Source organism: Lacticaseibacillus pantheris DSM 15945 = JCM 12539 = NBRC 106106, assembly GCF_001591865.1.
In the GTDB taxonomy this organism is placed as follows: domain Bacteria; phylum Bacillota; class Bacilli; order Lactobacillales; family Lactobacillaceae; genus Lacticaseibacillus; species Lacticaseibacillus pantheris.
The window spans coordinates 1-19,044 of record NZ_BCVS01000039.1; the positions used below are offsets into that span (position 1 = coordinate 1).

The following is a 19,044-nucleotide window of genomic DNA, read 5'->3' on the forward strand; positions in this document are numbered from 1 at the left end:
TAACCAATATGTCGAAGGCCCGGTTTTGGCCTTTTGGTTGGAGTGCCTTATGTGGCGTCTTCTGGCCTGCTCCGCTCGTTTTAATAAGCAAAGGTAGCGCGGGAACGGTGTGGTGTCTAGCACCCATATAGTGGGGCCCGGTTTTGGCCTTTTGGTGCTAGTAGCTTATGCGTCGCTTCCTGGTCTGCGTAGCCCATTTCAATATTGAATATTAACGAAGCTAGCACGTACTCGGCGCCAATGATCTTAGCACCGCCGAGAAGCTGTTGGATTTCCAACCCAACCTGGGTTACAGAATATAAAGGACCCACCCCCAAAGGCCAGAATGGCTATGGGTGTGAGTCCTTTGCACGTCACTGTCTTGACCGCGCGCCCCAGTCAACATCAGCCGTTAATGCCAACACCATTCGGTTGTTTAGCGATTCACGTAACGAATTATCGCATCAATCGTTTTGCTCAACGGCAACACGACTAGTTACAGTGTGCGCCAACAGCGAGCGCCCCAACTACTGCGCTTTGCCTTCCGACACGGCTGGACAGTCTTTGTCTGCCGAGACTGGTGTTCGCAGTATCCTGGGGTCTGTTAAAATAGTAGTGATGGAGGTATTACCATGCGCAAACTAAGCCAATACTTGTACTATTTAAATATTGTGGGTATGTTACTGTACATTATCATTTGTGGTGGCCTGCTCATTGCGGGTCATCCGTGGCGTAGCAGCCAGTTGGGCCTGATTATCCAGGTTGCTTCGGGATTGGTGCTGGCGTCGATACCACCACTCCTAACCAGGTGGTTCCATGTACAGTTACCGCCATTACTGGTGGCACTTTATGAAATTTTCATTTTGATGGCCATTCTCTTGGGTACAGGGATGGGAATGTACTCGGTGCCGTACTGGGACAAAGTTGAACACGCATTTTCAGCGGCCATGCTGGCTGGGTTGGGCTACATGATCTTTGCCGCGCTCACACCGGCCGATCAGCGTGAGCACGTTAGCCCGCTACTCTTAAGCCTCTTTGCCGTTGCCTTTGGTACCATGGTCGGCGTCTGCTGGGAGTTTTATGAATTTACCGGTGACGGCCTGTTCGGGATGAACATGCAACGTTACATGAGCGGTGGCCACCTGTTGGCCGGCCGGGCCGCGTTGATGGATACCATGGGGGACCTATGCATGGACTTTGTGGGGAGCCTCTTTCTTGGCATCGTGGGCTACTTTGGTATCCGCCGTGATCGGCACTGGTTGGATACTTACATGCTGCAGCGGATAAAGTAGTGGCATCACGGCCTGTTTCGCGGTAAAATTGATGAGTTCAAATTAGTTGAAGTTAGTTAGCTACCATAATGTAGTTAATTATCAGGCCGTGACGTCACGTTACGGATTAATTCAAAGACGGGTGCGTGCAGCTAATGCGCCTACCCGTTTTTATATAGGGGAGAAATTTGTCATGAAAATGACCCTGGATACAATTGCCAGCGTCGTGGGGGCAACCGCACCCGCTAACGCCGACCAAATTACGGTCACGGGGGTGTGCTTCGATGCGCGTGAAGTGAAGCATGGTGACCTTTTTGTACCATTAAAAGGCAATCGTGATGGTCATGAGTTTATTGAGCAGGCATTCGCGGGAGGTGCGGTGGCCAGCTTCTGTGACCACGCTCACGCGGATAGTACGCAAAGTCGCGTAGGTAACGCCGCTGTGTTGGTTGTTGATGACCCTTTGCGTGCATTGCAGGACTGGGCGCGGTACTACCTGTTAATTCGGGTTAACCCCAAAGTGGTCGCGATTACCGGTAGTAATGGTAAGACTACCACTAAGGATATGACCGCAGCCATTCTGGCGAGCCAGTATCGGGTGGTTAAGACGCAGGATAACTTTAACAACGCAATTGGCGTCCCCGTGACCATTCTGTCCATGGAATCCAACACGGAAGTATTAGTCGTGGAGATGGGGATGGACCACTTTGGCGAGCTGGAAGCCCTCAGCGGCCTGGCCGAACCGGACGTGGCGGTTATCACGATGATTGGGGAGGCCCACATCGAGTTCTTCAAGACGCGTGACCGCATTGCGGATGCCAAGATGGAAATTGTGTCGGGCTTGAAGGATGACGGCCTGTTTGTCTACAATGGGGACGAACCGTTGTTGCGTGAACGTGCCAGCAAAGTTGACCAGGATCAGGTCACCTTTGGGCTCGCGCCTGACAACGACCTGGCGGCGGAGCACGTTCAAGCGTTCCGCGACCACACCGAGTTTGACGTTTCCCGTTGGCCTGACGTCCATTTCTCGATCCCAATGATGGGGGAGTACAACGTCAACAATGCCCTGGCTGCCATTTTGGTTGGCCGGCGTTTCCACGTTAAGCCGGAAGCAATGCGGGATGCCCTCGCGCACTTCAAGGTGACGCGGAACCGGACGGAATGGTTGACTGGGGATGCTGGCGAAGCTATCCTCAGCGACGTGTACAATTCGAACCCTACCGCTGTGCGGGCGGTGCTGAACGACTTTGTCAAAGTGCCGACGCAGGGTCGGCGCATCGCCGTGCTGGGCGATATGCTAGAGCTAGGAGAGGCCAGTCATGAACTGCACGCTGGGTTGGCGGACGCGCTGGACCCCGAGCAAGTGCAGTGCGTCTACCTTTACGGGCCGGAAATGCGGGCTTTGTACGAGCGCCTAGCGGACAAGTATGATGCGGAACATCTATTCTACTTTGATCAGGACAGCCAAAGCCACCTGTCGTCCCAGTTGCTGGACGGGGTGTACTCCGATGACCTGATTTTGCTGAAGGGTAGCCACGGCATGCACCTGGAAAAGGTGTTGCAGGCACTGCTTGACGGATCACGTGAATAATTAATGTTTGGGAGCGGCGCCGCAGTCTAGGGGTGCTGCTCCTTTGTCTATTGATTGGGTCGCGGCAAATAACGCGGGCACTAAATCGCTACCATTGTTGGCGTGACGCATTCTGCGGTTTTTTCGTGGCTGGTAATTATGAAAGGAAAGTGTGAAACAGCAGGACTAGTGGTGCTTTCTTTGCGTTTTCAGCCGCGTCAAGGTATAATAATAAGAACGCTTTTTTTGATAACACACTATGCACGTTACAAAACGGTACCTTCACGGTACGTATTCTCCGGTTTTGTGGTGTGCATATGCACACACTAGGAGGACTCATTTGAAGTTTACAGAATTAGGTTTGGACCCAGATTTGCTCAAGGCTATCGACCGTGCGGGGTTTGAAGAAGCAACCCCCATCCAGTCGGCCACAATCCCGTTGGTATTAGCGGGTAAGGATGTCATTGGGCAGGCCCAAACGGGTACCGGTAAAACCGCTGCCTTTGGTTTGCCGTTACTGCAACACGTTGATTTTAGCGACCGTTCCGTTCAGGCGCTGGTAATTTCACCAACGCGGGAACTGGCCATTCAGACTCAGGAAGAACTCTACCGGTTGGGTCGCGACAAGCATGCGCGTGTTCAGGCCGTCTACGGTGGTTCTGACATTCGTCGCCAAATTCGCGGTTTGGCTGACCACCCACAGATTGTTGTGGGTACTCCGGGTCGTCTGCTCGACCACATTAACCGTCACACGCTGAAGCTGGAGAACCTCCGGACTTTGGTGCTCGACGAAGCCGATGAAATGCTGGATATGGGTTTCATCGACGATATTGAAAGTATCGTTAAGAGCGCACCGGAGGGCCGTCAGACCCTGCTGTTCTCCGCCACGATGCCTAAGCCAATCATGAACATTGCCAACAAGTTCATGCATGAGCCAGAAACGGTGCAGATCAAGAGCAAAGAGTTGACTGCGGACAACATCGACCAGTACTATGTACGCTCCAAGGACTTTGAGAAGTTTGACATCATGACCCGCATCTTTGATGTACAGGGCCCCGAATTGGCCCTCATCTTTGGCCGGACTAAGCGTCGCGTTGATGAATTGACCAAGGGATTACAGGCCCGTGGTTACAAGGCCGAGGGTATTCATGGTGACCTGACCCAGCAGAAGCGTTCCGCCGTCTTGAAGCAGTTCAAGAGTGGCGAACTCGACTTCTTGGTGGCCACGGATGTTGCAGCACGTGGACTGGATGTTTCCGGTGTGACCCACGTTTACAACTACGACATTCCTCAGGATCCTGACAGCTACGTGCACCGTATTGGTCGTACTGGCCGTGCCGGGAACTCCGGTGTTTCCGTGACCTTTGTGACCCCAGGCGAAATTGACTACCTGCGGACCATTGAGGACCTGACCAAGAAGCGGATGCTACCGATGAAGCCACCAACTGCTGAAGAGGCATTCCGTGGCCAGTTGGACACTGCTCTGACGAACGTTAAGGAAATCATGGATAGCGACCTCAGCAAGTTTGATGATGACGCTGCCGCACTGTTGAAGGAATACACTCCGGAGCAGATTGCGTCCGCGTTGTTGAAGAGCGTTGCACCAGATGATGCTTCGTCTGTTCCGGTTAAGATTACACCGGAACGTCCGTTGCCTCACCGCGGTCACGGTGGTGGCCGTAACCGTAATGGCGGTCGTGGTGGTTACCGTGGCAATAACAGCCGTGGCGGTTATCGTGGTGGCCGTAACGGCGAGCGTCGTGGTGGTTACCGCGGATCTCGCGATCGGAACACCAGCTCGGATCACCATGGTAATGGTGGTGGGCGTCGTGATGACCGTCGTCGTGACGACCGCAACCGTTCAGGCAAGAAGCGTAACGGCTTTACTATTCGTACTAAAGATTAATGTTTGGGCTCTTCGTCAAGGAGAGCTGATACATTATATGTGAAGCACTTGGACCTAACTGGTCTAGGTGCTTTTTATTATGCTGATTATTCTGCAAATTGCCGTCTTTGCTCCCGCCGACCCGAGACGGACGGTTATTCAAGCGGTACAATAAGCTCTAACCAAAGTGTTTATGGGGGATGATATTATGCGTATTCGACAAATGACGATTCAAGACGACCAGGCCGTCGCTGACCTGGTGCGCTCAAGTTTGTCTCACTTTGGCCTGGATATACCCGGGACGGCCTACTTTGATCCGCAGTTAGACCATCTATTCGAGTTTTACCAACAGGAACAAAGCGGATATTTTGTGTTAGTTGACGACAATAATCATGCGGTCGGGGGCTGCGGCTTTGCGGAGTACGATGGTCCCGTTGCGGAACTGCAAAAATTATACATTAGCCCGGTTGCGCAGGGCCACGGTGCTAGTCGACAATTAGTGGTACGGGCCGAGAGCGCAGCGCGTGCAGCAGGGTTTCAGCAAATGTATCTGGAAACGCACCACAGTTTAACGGTTGCGTGTCAGTTGTACCCCAAGCTGGGCTATCAGCCGTTGCCGGGACCACTGGCAGACGGACCGCACACAACGATGGACCGATTTTTCCTTAAATCACTGTAGAGCGCGCTTTTTCACTTAAGCAAGTTACACTCCAGTTTCTGAGCGTCCCGCTCCGCTCTGTGGTAAACTTATACAATAATAACCTGATAGGAGTATTCCACATATGACAATTGATAATAATCAATTAGTAGCCCGCTACATGAAGCTGCAAGCTGGACATAAGGCCTACTTTGCCGCTATTAGCGACTACGTTGACCAGCAGTTAGATAACCTCTACGCCAAGTTGACCACCACCTTCCAGGACACCCTGACACTGTCCGTCCAGGGTGCAATTGATTACGCTAAGACGCAAAACGTCGAAATCACCTCTGGAATTAACTTAACTTTGGCGACCCAAAACTTCATCATCAAGATGTTGGATAACCAGGGCCTCCTCGTTGAGGGTGGCGCGCACTCTAGTGACGTGGTCATCGGTAAACTGAACTTCGAGAACCGTGCCCGTTACGTATAACCAGTGCGACATCGTGAATAAAAAAATCGTGTCGGTAACATGACCACCAAGCTGCAAAGCAATCTTGGTGGTGATTATTACCGACACGATTTTTTTGTACGCTATTATTGAACGGTTAAGTAGTCCGGCGCACCATGTTAGCCCTCTGCCCGGTTAATTGCCGCCGTGAGTCCCTCGATTTTCCGTTCGGTGGCGTCCAGGAAGTCCACCATGTGTTGCAAAGGCGCGTCGGTCGTCACGTCCACCCCGGCGACGGCCGCTGCTTGCACTGGTGGTAGGCTGTTACCGAGTGCTAGAAATTCGCGCCAACGGGTGACCGCGCTACTTTGGTCTTGATCCAACGCTTGCCAGGCCTGCGTCGCAATCGTGAGGCTGGCCGAGTAACTGTACGAATATAGCCCCAGGAAGTAGTGATCCTGGCGCATCCAGGTAGTTTCCGCACCAGTCAGGTCAACGGTATCGCCCCAGAATTTCCGGAGTAGCCCCAGCTTAATTTGATTAAGCCGTTCTGCGTTGAAGCTCTCACCTTTGTCAATTAGCGTGTACACCTCGCGTTGGAACGCGGCTTCCAGCAAGTGGGTGACGCAGTTGTGGAAGTACGTGTCGCCCAGTAGCCGGGAGAGGGCGAAGCGTTGCAACCGTGCATCGTCGTGGGCCTGCTCGGTCAGGTAGCGGGTGAGCAGTAGCTCGTTAAAGGTTGATGGCGCTTCGCAATGGTAGATGGGCATCACCCAGTTGATGGCGGGATGCGCGTCCGCCGAGTATTGCATCTGGCCAACGTGGCCCAGCTCGTGAATGAGGGTGTACAGCGCGGGCATGGTGTCCGTCCACGTCATCATGATGTACGGGTGCACGCCGTACGGCATCTCCGTGTAGGCACCTGAATCCTTGCCCACGTTAGCGGCATAGTCCACCCAGCGGTCGCCGATGGCCCGGCGCATGAGCTGCTGGTAGTCGTCTCCCAAAACCGCAGTAGCGTGAGCAACAATATCCGCCGCGTCACTTTGGCGGTACTGGGGGGCAAAGTCGGGGTCAATATCAATTTGCAGGTCCGTGTACGTGATGTGGTCGAGCCCACGCACGTCCGCGACGTGTTGGACGTAGCGGCGCATCACGGGCGCGAGCCGGTCCATGAGGACGTCAATTTGACGGTCAAAGAGGGCGCGCGGTACTTCCTCGTCCGCCAACAAGAAATCGATCACGGAGTCGTACCCGCGGAGCGTGGCCTCCGCCTTTTCGCGGGTGACCTGGCCGAGGTACGCGGTGGCGAAGGCGTGTTCGTACTGGTGCAGGGTGGCACTGAACTTGGTGAATGCGGCCCGGCGGATGTCGGTATCAGGATGCTTTTGGTAGGTTTCCTCGTAGCTGACAAAGTCGAGTGGGTGACTTTGTCCGTGTGCACTAAACGTACCGAAGTCCATGTCCCCGGCGATGGTCTGACGCCGCACGTTGCGGAACGTATCCAGTGCGGGGGCCATGCTGGCAAGCGCACCCTCGACGTTGGGCGCGAGTGTGTGACCGTGTGCAACCTGTAAGTGGCGTATGTAGCCGTCGTATTGCGGTCGGAGCTGGCGAACAGTGGCAAGTGTGGACGCCGGCAGATCGGTCAGCGCGGGTAGCAGAAAGCTCAACGCGTTGTCCACTTGAGCCTGAACGTTAGCGTTAGTGGCTACACGGGCGTTGAGGGTGGGGTTCGTGCTGTCCGCGCTTTTCGGAAATGCGGCGTAGCAGTCAACGCATTCCCTCAACGTTTCAATGGCGTTGAGGTCATCAAGTGCCGCGACAATTTGTTCCGGTGCGGTGAGTTGATCTAGGTAGTGGTCGCGGAATGACTGGGACAGTTGTTGCAGTTGCTTATTGGCTGCTCGCCAAGCATCGGGGTCCTTAAAAATTGGACTCAAATCCCAGGTGTCACGTGGATCGATAGCGTTTCGTGGTGGTAAGGCTGTGGGCATAAGTATTCCTCCTGGTAAATTGCATTATTTGGTAGTTAGACAATAACGCTAAACACCCGCCGAAATTACCGACGGGTGTTTAACGTGGATTACTTGTGGGTAACTGATTGGTTGGCATCTACTCCATGCTCCTGTGCTTGTGTTCCGGTTTGTGGTAAGGATGGCTTGGTGGCGGCAACGTCCGGAATCGGTTTAATGCCGGTTAACAACCCGAACAGTAGCGCATCATTGTCATACTCACGGTGCCAGTCTGCTGACATTGCAATCACTTCCCTCATTAGGTAGGGCGGCCCTGTATCCGCCTACAATGAGTGTAAATTAAATTTAAACAAAAAGCCAGTTAAATTTAACTGGCTAATCTCACATTTTTATCTTCTAGAAATCCATAATGGTGGTCCAATCAGTCACACCACCGAGTGCAATCAGGTCGTGCGGGTTGCTGGCGGTGTTGCGGACCAGTTGTGCTAACAGACTGTACGCGTGTAGCACCAACGTGCGGTCGTGGTGGGCAGCCGCTGCCCGCAAACCGGCCACCGCGAACTGGGCGGCGTGTACGGCGTCGTGGGCGTAGAAGTAGGCGAGTGCGCAAAGATAGTTAGTGGCATTGACGTTCGCGCTGAACGGCAACGTGTGGACTACCTTCATGGCCGCAGCTGTGGCAGCGGTCACCGCCGCGACTTTGCGTCCCTGGCCCGCCACTAGCGCGGTGTAGGCGTAGCAAAGTGCCGTCAGGGATGAACGCTGGGGGTTCACGTTGATTGCCATGTGGAGGTTATAGCGTGCACCGTCCAGGTTAGCGTCCACCATTAAGTCGGCAACACCCAGATAAAAGTAGTACGCCTGGGCCTGAGCGTCGTTCATATTTGCGTCGGCGTAGTCGGGGGAATTGAGCAACCGTTTGACTGCGAGGTAATCGCCATCTGCCAGGCTGCTTGCCAGTTGGGTATTATGCCTCTGGCTCCGTCCCACCGGATACTGTTCTGCCAAAGCAAAGTGGTTCAGGCGCACGCCAAGGCGCTGACTAACGCCGATGATGGTGGCAATGTTGGGGACGACCGCTCCGGCCTCGATTGCTGACAGTTGATCTGGGGGACAAATACCGGCCGCTAATTCATCAACGGATTGACCGTGGGCATCACGGGTAGTACGAATGACGGAACCAATTTCTGGGTGCATAAATATGAACACGCTTCTTTCTTAACCAATACCTACACACCCATTATAACAGTTGGGGGCAACAGCCACTTTATGAGCGCCACTTGATCCGCCCGAGTACCCGTCGACCCAGGAACTCTTGCAGAATGATGTAGACGGGGTAGGTCGATACGGCCAGTGGTGCGTACAGTATGAAGAGTCCCCAGTTCCACAACGAAACTAGTGAAAAGACGTGGTTAGCCACGAAGAACACCCCGAACATGGTGACCGCAATCACGGCCAGCATCCCCACTTTGAGTCGGTTGAACGGCCGGGATACCCGGAACAGCACGTTGTAGCAGACGCAAGTAATGAGGAGGGCCACAATGGTTCCCGTGGTGTCAAAGGACAGGTGAAGGGCCGACTCCAGCCAGGTCATCAGCAACGTGTACGCCACCACTTCGAGTGCGGCGGGGGCCGCGAAGGTCATAACCTTCTTCATAAACTGTCCGGTGACCCGGGCAAAGTTTGGTTCGAGTGACAGGAAGAATGAGGGAATGGCCACCGTAACCGCCGAAACCGGCGTGAGGTTGATGGGGATGATGGGATAGTCGGCGTTCAGGAAGATGAAGATAATGATGAGCGCGACGGAGTACATCGTCTTAATGAGGAACAAAGACGCAACACTTTCGATGTTGTTGATGACGCGGCGCCCCTCGTTCAGCACCCCAGTCATGGCGTCAAAGTTCGAGTCGAGGAGCACAAAGTCGGCGATGGCACTGGCGGCTTCACTACCGCTAGCCATGGCGATGGCACAGTCCGATTGGCGTAACGCCAGCACGTCATTGACACCATCCCCAGTCATGGCGACGGTGTGCCCGGCGTCTTGGTACGCGGCAATCAGATGCTTCTTTTGTTCGGGCGTCACGCGACCAAAGACGTTGTAGTCGCGCACCAACGCATCGTAGTCAGGTTGTTCGCCCACGGTGGTCATATTAACGTACTGGTCGGTCCCCTGGATGCCGGCACGCCGGGCAACACTGGCTACGGTAATGGGGTTGTCCCCGGAAATAACTTTGAGCTGCACGTCCTGGCCGGCAAAGTAGGCAAAGGTGTCCATTGCGGCCGGCCGGATTTCGTCGGCAATGAGGACAAAGCCGATTAGGTCGGTATGCGTCAACGGAACGGATAGTGCGTCGGGGGTGCGGCCCACGGCGAGCACCCGGTATCCGGCGGCGGCAGCGTCATTGATAGCGGTGGTGTTCTCGGCGGTGAGGGTGTCGCCAAAGGTGAACTCGGGGGCACCCATAAAGTAGCTGGTGCCATCGCTGAACGTGGCCCCAGACCATTTACGGGCGGAGCTGAACGGCACTGTATTGGTGACGGTCCATTGGGGCGGCTGTGGGAAGTATTCCTTAATGGCGATGGCGGTTTCGTTATCGTCGTTGAGGGCAAAGGTGACTGCGCTGACCGCACTAGCCAGGTCGTCCGCGTCGTGGTCACCAACTGGCACTACACGGTTCACAATGAGGCGCCCAGTGGTAATGGTCCCGGTTTTATCCAGACAGATGGTATCCACGCGCGCGAGGGCCTCAATGGCAGTCAAGGAACGGACGAGAACCCGCCGCTGTCCCAGGTTGCGTGCCCCCACGGCGAGGGCTACGTTCGTCATCAGTACCAGCCCTTCGGGAATCATACCAATCACGGCGGCGCTGGTTGTCAAAATGGCGCGGTTGTAGTCTCCCCGACGCACCATGGAAACGGTAAAGAGTGCAATTCCTAGTGGAATGAGCACGTAGGTCAGCACCTTAATAATCCGGTTAATTGTGGCCAGGAGCTTACTGTTTTTGTCCTTGTCGGTTTGCTCAGCCTTGGCCTCCTTGGCAAGACGGGCCGCAAAGGTATCACCCGCGACTTTGGTTACCATCACCGTTGCGTTGCCGGCCACCACAAAGCTGCCGGATAGTACCGCGTCGTCTGGGCGCTTGGTAATGGAGTTAGCCTCACCGGTCAGGGCGCTTTCGTCCACCTCCAGGTTGCCGTTGGTTAACACCACGCCGTCAACGGGGATCTGCGCGCCCCGCCGCAGTTGGAGGGCATCACCAACCACTAAGTTCTCGGCCGAGATGGTGGTGGTGTGGCCGTCACGGACTACGGTCGCTTGCGGCGCACTAACAATGGTCAGGGAGTCCAGCTGGTGCTTGGAACGGATTTCCTGAAAGGTACCAATGGCCGTATTGAAAATAGCCACCCCGAGGAAGAGTAGGTTGCTGTACGAACCCGTGGTAATGATAAACGCGGCAATGACCACGTTGACCAAGTTAAAGAGGGTGAACGTGTTGCCGGCGATAATCTGGCCCACCGTGCGGGTCAGGGGTGCTTGTTCAACGTTATGGGCCCCCGCGGCAATTTGTGCGTCAACGTAGCTTTGCTTGAGTCCAGTGTGGGGATCTGTCCGCATGGTATCACCTCGATAATGAATTTTAATCTCACTTTATTGTAACGATTCCGCGGGTAATTGTCTTAGGGCCAAAGGTGGACTTCACACAAACTTCGGAAAGGGGCCCTGGTTTAAACAACGGGCTACCACCTGTTGGATTATGGTGGGGCAACGCTAGAGTATAATGATGCATATACGGTAATAGCAAAGGGGACTTCTGTGATGACATACTACGATCAGCACGTGCACACCCATTTTTCATTCGATTCCGAAGCGCAGTTTGCCGATTACCTGCGCCAGACGGGTAACCCGTTCGTCACTACTGAACACCTCGAGATGAGTAATCCGGACGATCATGGTGGCGACAATACTCCCGCGTATGCGGAGTACGTAGCCGAAGAGGATACGCTCCAGCGCCGCTTTCCCAACCAGTTGCTACGGGGCATTGAGATCGGCTACTACGCGCCACGGTTGGACGCAATTCGCCGCTATTTGGCCGCGGGTGATTATGATTTGACCCTATTGAGTTTTCATCATGACGGCCATTACGACTACCAGGACGAACACTTTTTAACGGTGGACCTTGAGCAGCACGTACGCGGCTATTATGCGGCGATGCTCGCTGGGATTCGCCAATTTGGTGATTTTGACGTGCTGGCCCACTTTGATTATGGCCTGCGCGTACTCGACGTGGCGCCGACACAGCTCGCAGATTGGGCGGGCGACACGTTGCGGGAAATTTTGCGCGTAATTATTGAGCAGAACGTGGCGTTCGAGTTAAACACCAAGTCGATGTACCGTTGGCATGACGCTCCGCTCTACGATATGGTGCTGGACTGGTACCTAGAGCTAGGCGGTAAGTTGCTGACGCTGGGAAGCGACGCCCACGCGTCGGATAAGTTTGAATCCGACTTTGCGGCGGCCCGTGCCCTGCTCACGCGCCATAATGTGCACGAATTGGCGACGTTTAGGCGGCATGTGCCTACAATCGTTGCAATTTAAGCCCCAGGCGCATGCCGCATGAACGACTAGCCTTAAACTTTAGGGCCGTGAGTGCGATAATGTTTGTAATGCTAAAAAGGTAAGGAGATTTTGTTATGCCCAAAATAAATCCTAACGGGACGCGTTTCATCACGTTAAGCAACGGATACCACCTATGGACCCAGACACAGGGTACGGGGGATATTCAGTTACTTTGCTTGCACGGCGGGCCTGGTGGGACCAACGAAGTATTTGAGAACTTTGCCGAGCGACTGGCACCGTACCACGTGCGCGTTAGCCGCTATGACCAGCTAGGATCGTTTTATTCCGACCAACCTGACTTCAATGATCCGGCAAACCGTGAGCAATTTTTCAACATCGAGTATTACGTTGACGAGGTTGAAGAGGTGCGTCAGCAGTTGGGGCTCGACCACTTCTTCTTGCTGGGCCAGTCTTGGGGTGGCGTATTGGACATCGAGTACGCTTTGAAGTACGGTGAGCACCTGGCGGGTGTCATTCTGAGCTCAATGATTGATAATCTCGACGAGTACATTACCAGCGTCAACCAGATTCGCGAGTCCATGTTCAGCGCGGATGAAATTAGCTACATGCACACCGTGGAAAGTCAACATAACTTTAGTGATGCTCACTACCAGGAATTAGTTGCCCAGTTGGGGGAGGAGTACCTGCACCACGCGGCGGATCCGCAGCCTCGGCACCTCATCAGCACCATGGCGACGCCCGTGTACAACTACTTCCAGGGAGACAATGAGTTTGTGATGGTTGGTGCCTTGAAGGACTGGGACCGGCGCGGCTACATTCAGCAGATTAACGTACCCATGTACCTGACTTTTGGCGGCCACGAAACTATGCCGCTTGGTGCCGCATCGCGGATGGCGGCTGAGGCCCAGCACGCGCTGTTGCACGTGACACCACATGCGGGCCATGGTCAGATGCTCGACAACCCCGACGACTACTTTGCGGGACTCGGCGAGTACCTGACCGACGTGCACACGGGTCGGTTTAACGATTAGTGCAAAGTTGATCGTGGTAACGGTTGCATATGCATTTAGTTAGCGTGTGCTGTATAATAGTTAGTAATTTTTGCAATGGAGGTTCCTATGTTAGAGAAGAAATTGTACCAAACGATGTTTGCCCACTCGTTTAACATTCCTGTGACGGTGAACTACTGGGATGGCACCAGCGAGACCTACGGCGAAGGCGCTGTCCAGGCAACTGTTAGCATCAACAAGGCCATCTCGATTAAGGAACTTTCCAAGAACGCATCGTTAGCGCTGGGTGAGGCCTACATGGCCGGTGATATTGACGTTACTGGACCTGGTGATCGGCCAATTCAACGCGTTTTGACGGCTGCCTACGAGAGTGCGGGTAGCTTTATGCGCAACAAGAAATTTATTAAGTTCCTGCCCAAGCAGTCGCACACTGAGTCCAAGAGCAAGAAGGACGTGCAGAGCCATTACGATATTAGTAATGATTTCTACAAGGCGTGGTTGGACCCAACCATGACGTACTCCTGTGCCTACTTTGAACACGACACGGACACACTGGAACAGGCTCAGATTAACAAGGTGCACCACATCATCAATAAGTTGGACCCGCAACCGGGTAAGACGTTGCTGGATATCGGTTGTGGCTGGGGCACGCTGATGCTGACCGCGGCCAAGGAGTATGGGCTGAAGGTTACTGGTATCACTCTGAGTGAGGAGCAATACAAGTACGTTCAGCAGCGCATTCACGATGACGGGTTGGAAGACGTAGCGGAAGTCATTTTGGAAGACTACCGTGAGCTGGACCGCAAGTTTGATTACGTGACGTCCGTGGGGATGTTTGAACATGTGGGTCAGGAGAACCTCGGGCTCTACACCCAGAAAGTGGCCGACCTGATGAATGATGACGGGGTGGCTTTGATTCACGGTATCACCCGGCAGCAGGGTGGGGCGACGAACGCCTGGTTAACGAAGTACATTTTCCCTGGCGGGTATGTGCCAGGTCTGACCGAAATGACGCAGCACATCGTTGACGCGGGGCTACAGATTAACGATCTGGAACCACTGCGTCGGCATTACCAGCGGACTACCGAAATTTGGGATCATAACTTCAACGCCAAACGTGGGGCAATTCGTGCAGAGATGGGCAAAGAATTTGTCCGGATGTGGGATCTGTACCTGCAGGCGGCCGCAGCCTCGTTTGAGTCTGGAAACATTGACGTTATCCAGTACCTCATTTCGAAGGGAGCATCAGGCAAGAACCTGCCCATGACCCGTGAATACATTTACGCACACGAACAATAATTATTGCGATAGCACCAAAAAGGCGGGCCCCGTTTTGAGGGCCCGCTTTTGGTTGGCTGTACCTGGCCATACGTGGGGATGCACTGCGACCGTCCGTTACACCCACCGGTTGTCTGTCACGGATGGGGCGCGGGATAATGATATGTGGATCATTCGTTGGTTGGCGTTTCCAGGGCGGCGTTGAGCTGTGCGAGCAGTTCGGTTAGCTGTGCCAGTTCGCCGTCACCCATGTGTTGGGTGATGATTTGGAACCGCTCGCGGGCGTTGGCGGTAATGATACGTTCCACGTCGGCCCCAGTGGTTGTCAGGTGGATTAGGCGGCGCCGGTGGTCTTCGTTGGCAGTATTTTGCTCAACGTACCCGAGGCGTAGTAGTGAGCTAATCTGCCGGGCGATGGCGGGTTTGGTCACACCGCGCAGTTTAACGATGTCCGTTAAGGTCTGCACGCGTTCCACGGCGATATCGCGCATGATTTGGTATTGTTCAAAGGAAATTTGGTAAGGACTGACCGCCGCTTGTAGCGCCGCGGTAAAACCCTTGACGGCGCGGAAGTAACTGTCAATGAAGGCGGTCATGGCTTGATCAGTGTTCATAGTAATGCCTCCCGAAATGATGTGTGGCGTGTCACACCTTGTGACCGCTGTGATAATGGTGAACGACGGCAAGGATGGAGGAACGAAGTAATGAAACGATGGTTTAGCAAGCATAAGTGGGTGTGGTGGTTGTTGGGCGGGTTAGTGACCTTGATTGTGGTGGCTTACTGTGCGGCCTGCCTGTACTTTTACAACTTTGCCTTTGTCCCCAGCAAGAAAAGTTTTCTCGGTAGCGGCAATACGCGCCAGGAGCGGGTGGATAAGGATTGGCTACAGCACGTCCGTAAGCAGACGTGGCACGAGTCGGCCACGGGACATGCCACGTGGCAGCTAGTGGCGGATTACGTCCCGGCCACACACAAAACGACGAAGACTGTCGTGGTGGCCCACGGTTACATGAACACCAAGGAGGATATGGCCAGCTATATTCGCTTGTTCCACGATGCGGGTTACAACGTGCTGGCGCCTGACGACCGGGGTCACGGCCAATCCGACGGCAATTACATCGGTTATGGCTGGCCGGACCGGTTGGATTACCGTGGCTGGATTAAGCAGGTAATTACACGCGTGGGCCCGAATAGCAAAATCGCAATGTTCGGCGTCTCCATGGGTGGGGCGACCACGATGTACACTGCGGGGCTGAAATTACCGCATCAGGTCAAGGCGTTCATTGAGGATTGCGGGTACACTAGCATTGCGGACGAGTTAGCGGCTAAGGCTCAGTCGATGTACAACCTACCACGCTGGCCGTTAGTACCGGGCGTTATTGCCACGGCTAGTGTCATTACCCACAACAACTTTGCGGCCGCGAAGACGAGCAGCACCCTGGCGCGCAATCGCCGACCGATGCTGTTTATTCACGGGGCCAAAGACGATTTCGTTCCGACCAAGATGGTGTACGCCAACTACCGGTCGACCCGTGGCCCCAAGGAGTTATGGGTGGTCCCCGGGGCGGGACACGCGAAGAGCCTGGCCACCCATCCGGCCGCGTACAAGCGTCGCGTACTGAACTTCTTGGGTCAGTACTTCAAGTAGTATCCGGTTCACTCCAACTATTATTGTAGCCGCGCAACCGTTGCTACCCCTACATTTGTGGGCAAAGTTGGTCCTAATCTGGTTAGCGGCATACAAAACGTGCAAAGATTGCTAGCACTAATTGATGGCAGCAAAAAAGCTTCCGGGCAGATTGTCTGGAAGCTTTTTTGAGCACTTAAAATTATTAATCGTCCTGGTCGTTCGTTGCTGACGCGGCACTGGTAGGGGTAGCCTCGTCGTTGTCGGCATCGGGTTGGTTATCCGTCACCTCAAACCAGTCGAAGAACCCTGGATCATAGTCAATTACCTTGAACGTAAAACGGCCCAACTCAATTTCGTCGTTTTGCTTGAGGTTGGGGTACAGTTCGATGATGGAGCCACCAACCGTTACCACGTCGGAATTTTCAAAGTCCGGGATGTCGGTGTGGAAGAACCGCTCAAAGTCGTACATCGTGGTTTTACCACTAACCTTGTAGACGTTATCTTTGTCCGTCGCCAGAATGTACTCGTCGGACACATCATCGATTTCATCTTTGACCGTACCGAATAGTTCCTCGTAAATATCTTTGTCTGTCACAATACCACTTGTCCCACCATACTCGTCCGCGACGACGACAATTGGCGCCTGGCGCCGAATCATCTGCTGCAGGATATCATGAATCGGTGTGGATTCGGGTACGGTTACGATTGTCCGCAATACTTTGGACATCGTGATGCTATCGTCAGCCAGCGACTGACGAATTAGGTCGTACACGTAAACGTAACCCAGAATCTTGTCCTTGTCGCCGTTCGCGACCACGGGGAACCGGCTAAAGCCTTCCTTGAGGTACAGGCGTAAAACGTCATGAACCGTGTCGGTAACGTCCACCACAATCAGGCGCGTGCGGTCGACCATGATGTCCCGGGCAGTTTTGTCGTTGAGGTCAAAGGCGCGTTCCATGTAGACGACATCGTTCTTATCCATGTCACCGGTTGAAATGGCGTTTTTACTCAGGTTGAGAATTTCAGCCTGTGAAAAGGCCTCGTTGCTCTCGTCCGCGGGTTTGATCCCCATCATTTTCACAATACCGACTGACGATTTGTTTAGTAACCATACAAACGGGTAGAAGATGATGTGAAAGTAATGTAGTGGGGTCACCACGAACATTAGGACCTTGATTGAAAAGTCGATGGCAATGTTCTTAGGCACAATTTCGGTTAAAACGACTTCGAGGTACGTCAGGATAATCACACCAAGGATGGCACCGATTGTCCGTAGCCCACCTTGAGGTAGTTGCAGGTGGACCAGACCCATGAGGTCAATGAGGAGAAACTCAACGGTTTCCTCACCAATCCAACCAATGATAATCCCGGCCAACGACACACCCACTTGGGTGGTGGACAGGTACTCATTCAGGTTGTGGACCATCTTCAACGCACGGGTGAGGCGTTTTTTGTTGCCCTGCCCGCTATCCAATAATTCTTCCAAAGCACTGGGACGACTTTGTACCAGTGCAAATTCACTCGCAACGAAAAACGCCGCGAAGATGAAGGTAACGACCATCACCAGTATATTCGCGGCGACTTGGCCACTATCCATATGTTCATTCCCCATTTCTCATTTTGGTAAACTGGAACTATTTTATCATGAATCTGCCGTTTATGTTCTATTAAGTCATAAAAGTGCGCATAAATATTCGCGTTGTCATACATTGTGCCGTTATCTGGCTACCTTTGCGGACGGAATACTAGCGTGTTGCCAGTTGTTTGGGTGTTGTTCCATACCCGGCCGCCACATTCTAGTGGGTCGGTGAGTACACGGCGGATCGTCGCGACGTTTAAGCCGTCATTAATGATGACTACACAGCCGTGTTTAGCATCCACCACGCCGGTGGCCGCCGCCGCGCCAATTAGTTCCACGTTGCTGGTAACCCGTGCAACCATGATGTCATACGCACCGCCTAGTAGCTGCCAGTGGTTTGCGGGCAGTAGGCGGTAACGCAACTGGGCGCTAGCTGTGTGCTGGCGTGCAGCATCGACTTGATGTCGATGCTGGCTAACGCCAATGACCGAGTCCGCCCCAGCGTTAACGGCGTACTCCGTGAGCCACGACGAGCCCGAATTGATAACGGCCACCCGCTTGTTGCGTAGGCTGGGTAGGGCCGCAACGATTCCGGATTCAACTTTGGTGGGCGCCGGCAGACCACTGAGTGGATTCTTGGGCAGTACGCGGTTGCGCATGGATGGGTACTGGTGCTTGGAGTGTTTCTGATTCATGACAAAATTCGCTTTCTGATTGTGAGTGGTGATGTTCAAAATAAATAGGGTCGAGAAGCTCGCGCGGAGTATTCAGGACCCAATTTGCTACGATTATTAGTCAACGAAAATGATGGCAAAGTGGTGGTCGGCCGTGTCCACATTAATGGATACGTGCCGGTTCAGGTCATCGACCAGAGCACGTGCCACCTGCATTTTACCTTCAAAGGTGGTTACGTCAACCATGGTTGTGAACGCCTTAAAGTCATAATTTTCAGCAATGAACGGGGCGTCGGTAACGTAACGAAGGTTGTTTTCGTCGTGCCGGCTACCCGGTTGTAATACTGAGTCGATGTAGTGGTACAGTTCACTCGGCGTGAAGTGGAGTGGTGCAACCAGCTCTGTGGTGATATCGAAATTGGGCGCATCATCAATCATCGCGTCATTAACGGTTACTTGTGTCAGTCCTTGGTATAGTTTCATGATGGTTCCTCCCTTGAGTTGAACGAACGGCTGCGGCGCTC

General features: G+C 53.7%; 17 protein-coding genes. 9 read left to right on the forward strand and 8 right to left on the reverse strand.

What is annotated here, in order from left to right:
* Positions 1–611 precede the first annotated feature (611 nt).
* The 5 genes from LPA02S_RS05705 (at position 612) to LPA02S_RS05725 (ending at position 5,835) form a co-directional block, all read left to right on the forward strand.
* Entirely contained in the window at positions 612–1,271 is a 660-nt protein-coding gene (locus LPA02S_RS05705; RefSeq protein ID WP_054650202.1) for a DUF2238 domain-containing protein, read from the forward strand.
* A 172-nt stretch (positions 1,272–1,443) separates the two neighbouring features.
* Positions 1,444–2,841: a UDP-N-acetylmuramoyl-tripeptide--D-alanyl-D-alanine ligase gene (locus LPA02S_RS05710; RefSeq protein WP_056956811.1), complete on the forward strand. Its 1,398-nt coding sequence runs from the start codon at positions 1,444–1,446 to the stop codon at positions 2,839–2,841.
* 319 nt (positions 2,842–3,160) lie between these two features.
* Positions 3,161–4,726: a degradosome RNA helicase CshA gene (gene cshA / locus LPA02S_RS05715; RefSeq protein WP_054650204.1), complete on the forward strand. Its 1,566-nt coding sequence runs from the start codon at positions 3,161–3,163 to the stop codon at positions 4,724–4,726.
* Positions 4,727–4,913: 187 nt separating this feature from the next.
* Positions 4,914–5,384: a GNAT family N-acetyltransferase gene (locus LPA02S_RS05720; RefSeq protein WP_054650206.1), complete on the forward strand. Its 471-nt coding sequence runs from the start codon at positions 4,914–4,916 to the stop codon at positions 5,382–5,384.
* Between the two features lie 103 nt (positions 5,385–5,487).
* Positions 5,488–5,835, forward strand: a complete 348-nt coding sequence (locus LPA02S_RS05725; RefSeq protein ID WP_054650208.1) for a hypothetical protein — start codon at positions 5,488–5,490, stop codon at positions 5,833–5,835.
* Positions 5,836–5,972: 137 nt separating this feature from the next.
* On the opposite strand, the gene LPA02S_RS05730 is transcribed toward LPA02S_RS05725, so the two are convergent.
* The 4 genes from LPA02S_RS05730 to LPA02S_RS05740 all read right to left on the reverse strand — a co-directional run bounded on the left by LPA02S_RS05730 (position 5,973) and on the right by LPA02S_RS05740 (position 11,385).
* On the reverse strand, positions 5,973–7,790 hold the full coding sequence (locus LPA02S_RS05730; RefSeq protein ID WP_056956810.1) for a M3 family oligoendopeptidase: 1,818 nt from the start codon (positions 7,788–7,790) through the stop codon (positions 5,973–5,975).
* A gap of 89 nt (positions 7,791–7,879) precedes the next feature.
* A complete protein-coding gene (locus LPA02S_RS11660) occupies positions 7,880–8,050 on the reverse strand; it encodes a hypothetical protein (protein ID WP_156302110.1) in 171 nt (56 codons plus the stop codon).
* Positions 8,051–8,165: 115 nt separating this feature from the next.
* Positions 8,166–8,966: a helix-turn-helix domain-containing protein gene (locus tag LPA02S_RS05735; protein ID WP_054650212.1), complete on the reverse strand. Its 801-nt coding sequence runs from the start codon at positions 8,964–8,966 to the stop codon at positions 8,166–8,168.
* 70 nt (positions 8,967–9,036) lie between these two features.
* The gene (locus LPA02S_RS05740) at positions 9,037–11,385 is read right to left on the reverse strand and encodes a cation-translocating P-type ATPase (RefSeq protein ID WP_054650214.1); all 2,349 of its coding nucleotides are present in this window, start codon (positions 11,383–11,385) and stop codon (positions 9,037–9,039) included.
* Between the two features lie 201 nt (positions 11,386–11,586).
* Here LPA02S_RS05740 and LPA02S_RS05745 point away from each other — a divergent pair, with 201 nt between their 5' ends.
* The 3 genes from LPA02S_RS05745 (at position 11,587) to LPA02S_RS05755 (ending at position 14,657) form a co-directional block, all read left to right on the forward strand.
* Positions 11,587–12,366: a PHP domain-containing protein gene (locus tag LPA02S_RS05745; RefSeq protein WP_056956809.1), complete on the forward strand. Its 780-nt coding sequence runs from the start codon at positions 11,587–11,589 to the stop codon at positions 12,364–12,366.
* Between the two features lie 95 nt (positions 12,367–12,461).
* The gene (locus LPA02S_RS05750; RefSeq protein ID WP_056956808.1) at positions 12,462–13,379 is read left to right on the forward strand and encodes a proline iminopeptidase-family hydrolase; all 918 of its coding nucleotides are present in this window, start codon (positions 12,462–12,464) and stop codon (positions 13,377–13,379) included.
* Between the two features lie 87 nt (positions 13,380–13,466).
* Positions 13,467–14,657, forward strand: coding sequence for an SAM-dependent methyltransferase (locus LPA02S_RS05755; RefSeq protein ID WP_054650218.1), 1,191 nt, complete (start codon positions 13,467–13,469; stop codon positions 14,655–14,657).
* A gap of 149 nt (positions 14,658–14,806) precedes the next feature.
* Here LPA02S_RS05755 and LPA02S_RS05760 read toward each other — a convergent pair whose 3' ends face one another.
* Positions 14,807–15,250 (reverse strand): MarR family winged helix-turn-helix transcriptional regulator, encoded by a 444-nt coding sequence (locus LPA02S_RS05760; RefSeq protein ID WP_056956807.1) that lies wholly within the window; start codon positions 15,248–15,250, stop codon positions 14,807–14,809.
* A 90-nt stretch (positions 15,251–15,340) separates the two neighbouring features.
* Here LPA02S_RS05760 and LPA02S_RS05765 point away from each other — a divergent pair, with 90 nt between their 5' ends.
* Entirely contained in the window at positions 15,341–16,285 is a 945-nt protein-coding gene (locus LPA02S_RS05765; RefSeq protein WP_054650222.1) for an alpha/beta hydrolase, read from the forward strand.
* A 184-nt stretch (positions 16,286–16,469) separates the two neighbouring features.
* On the opposite strand, the gene LPA02S_RS05770 is transcribed toward LPA02S_RS05765, so the two are convergent.
* The 3 genes from LPA02S_RS05770 to LPA02S_RS05780 all read right to left on the reverse strand — a co-directional run bounded on the left by LPA02S_RS05770 (position 16,470) and on the right by LPA02S_RS05780 (position 19,003).
* A complete protein-coding gene (locus LPA02S_RS05770) occupies positions 16,470–17,864 on the reverse strand; it encodes a hemolysin family protein (RefSeq protein WP_056956806.1) in 1,395 nt (464 codons plus the stop codon).
* Positions 17,865–17,992: 128 nt separating this feature from the next.
* Positions 17,993–18,541 carry a class I SAM-dependent methyltransferase gene (locus tag LPA02S_RS05775; protein WP_054650225.1) on the reverse strand — a complete coding sequence of 183 codons (549 nt, stop codon included), beginning with the start codon at positions 18,539–18,541 and terminating at the stop codon, positions 17,993–17,995.
* A gap of 96 nt (positions 18,542–18,637) precedes the next feature.
* A complete protein-coding gene (locus LPA02S_RS05780) occupies positions 18,638–19,003 on the reverse strand; it encodes a hypothetical protein (protein WP_054650227.1) in 366 nt (121 codons plus the stop codon).
* Positions 19,004–19,044 lie beyond the last annotated feature (41 nt).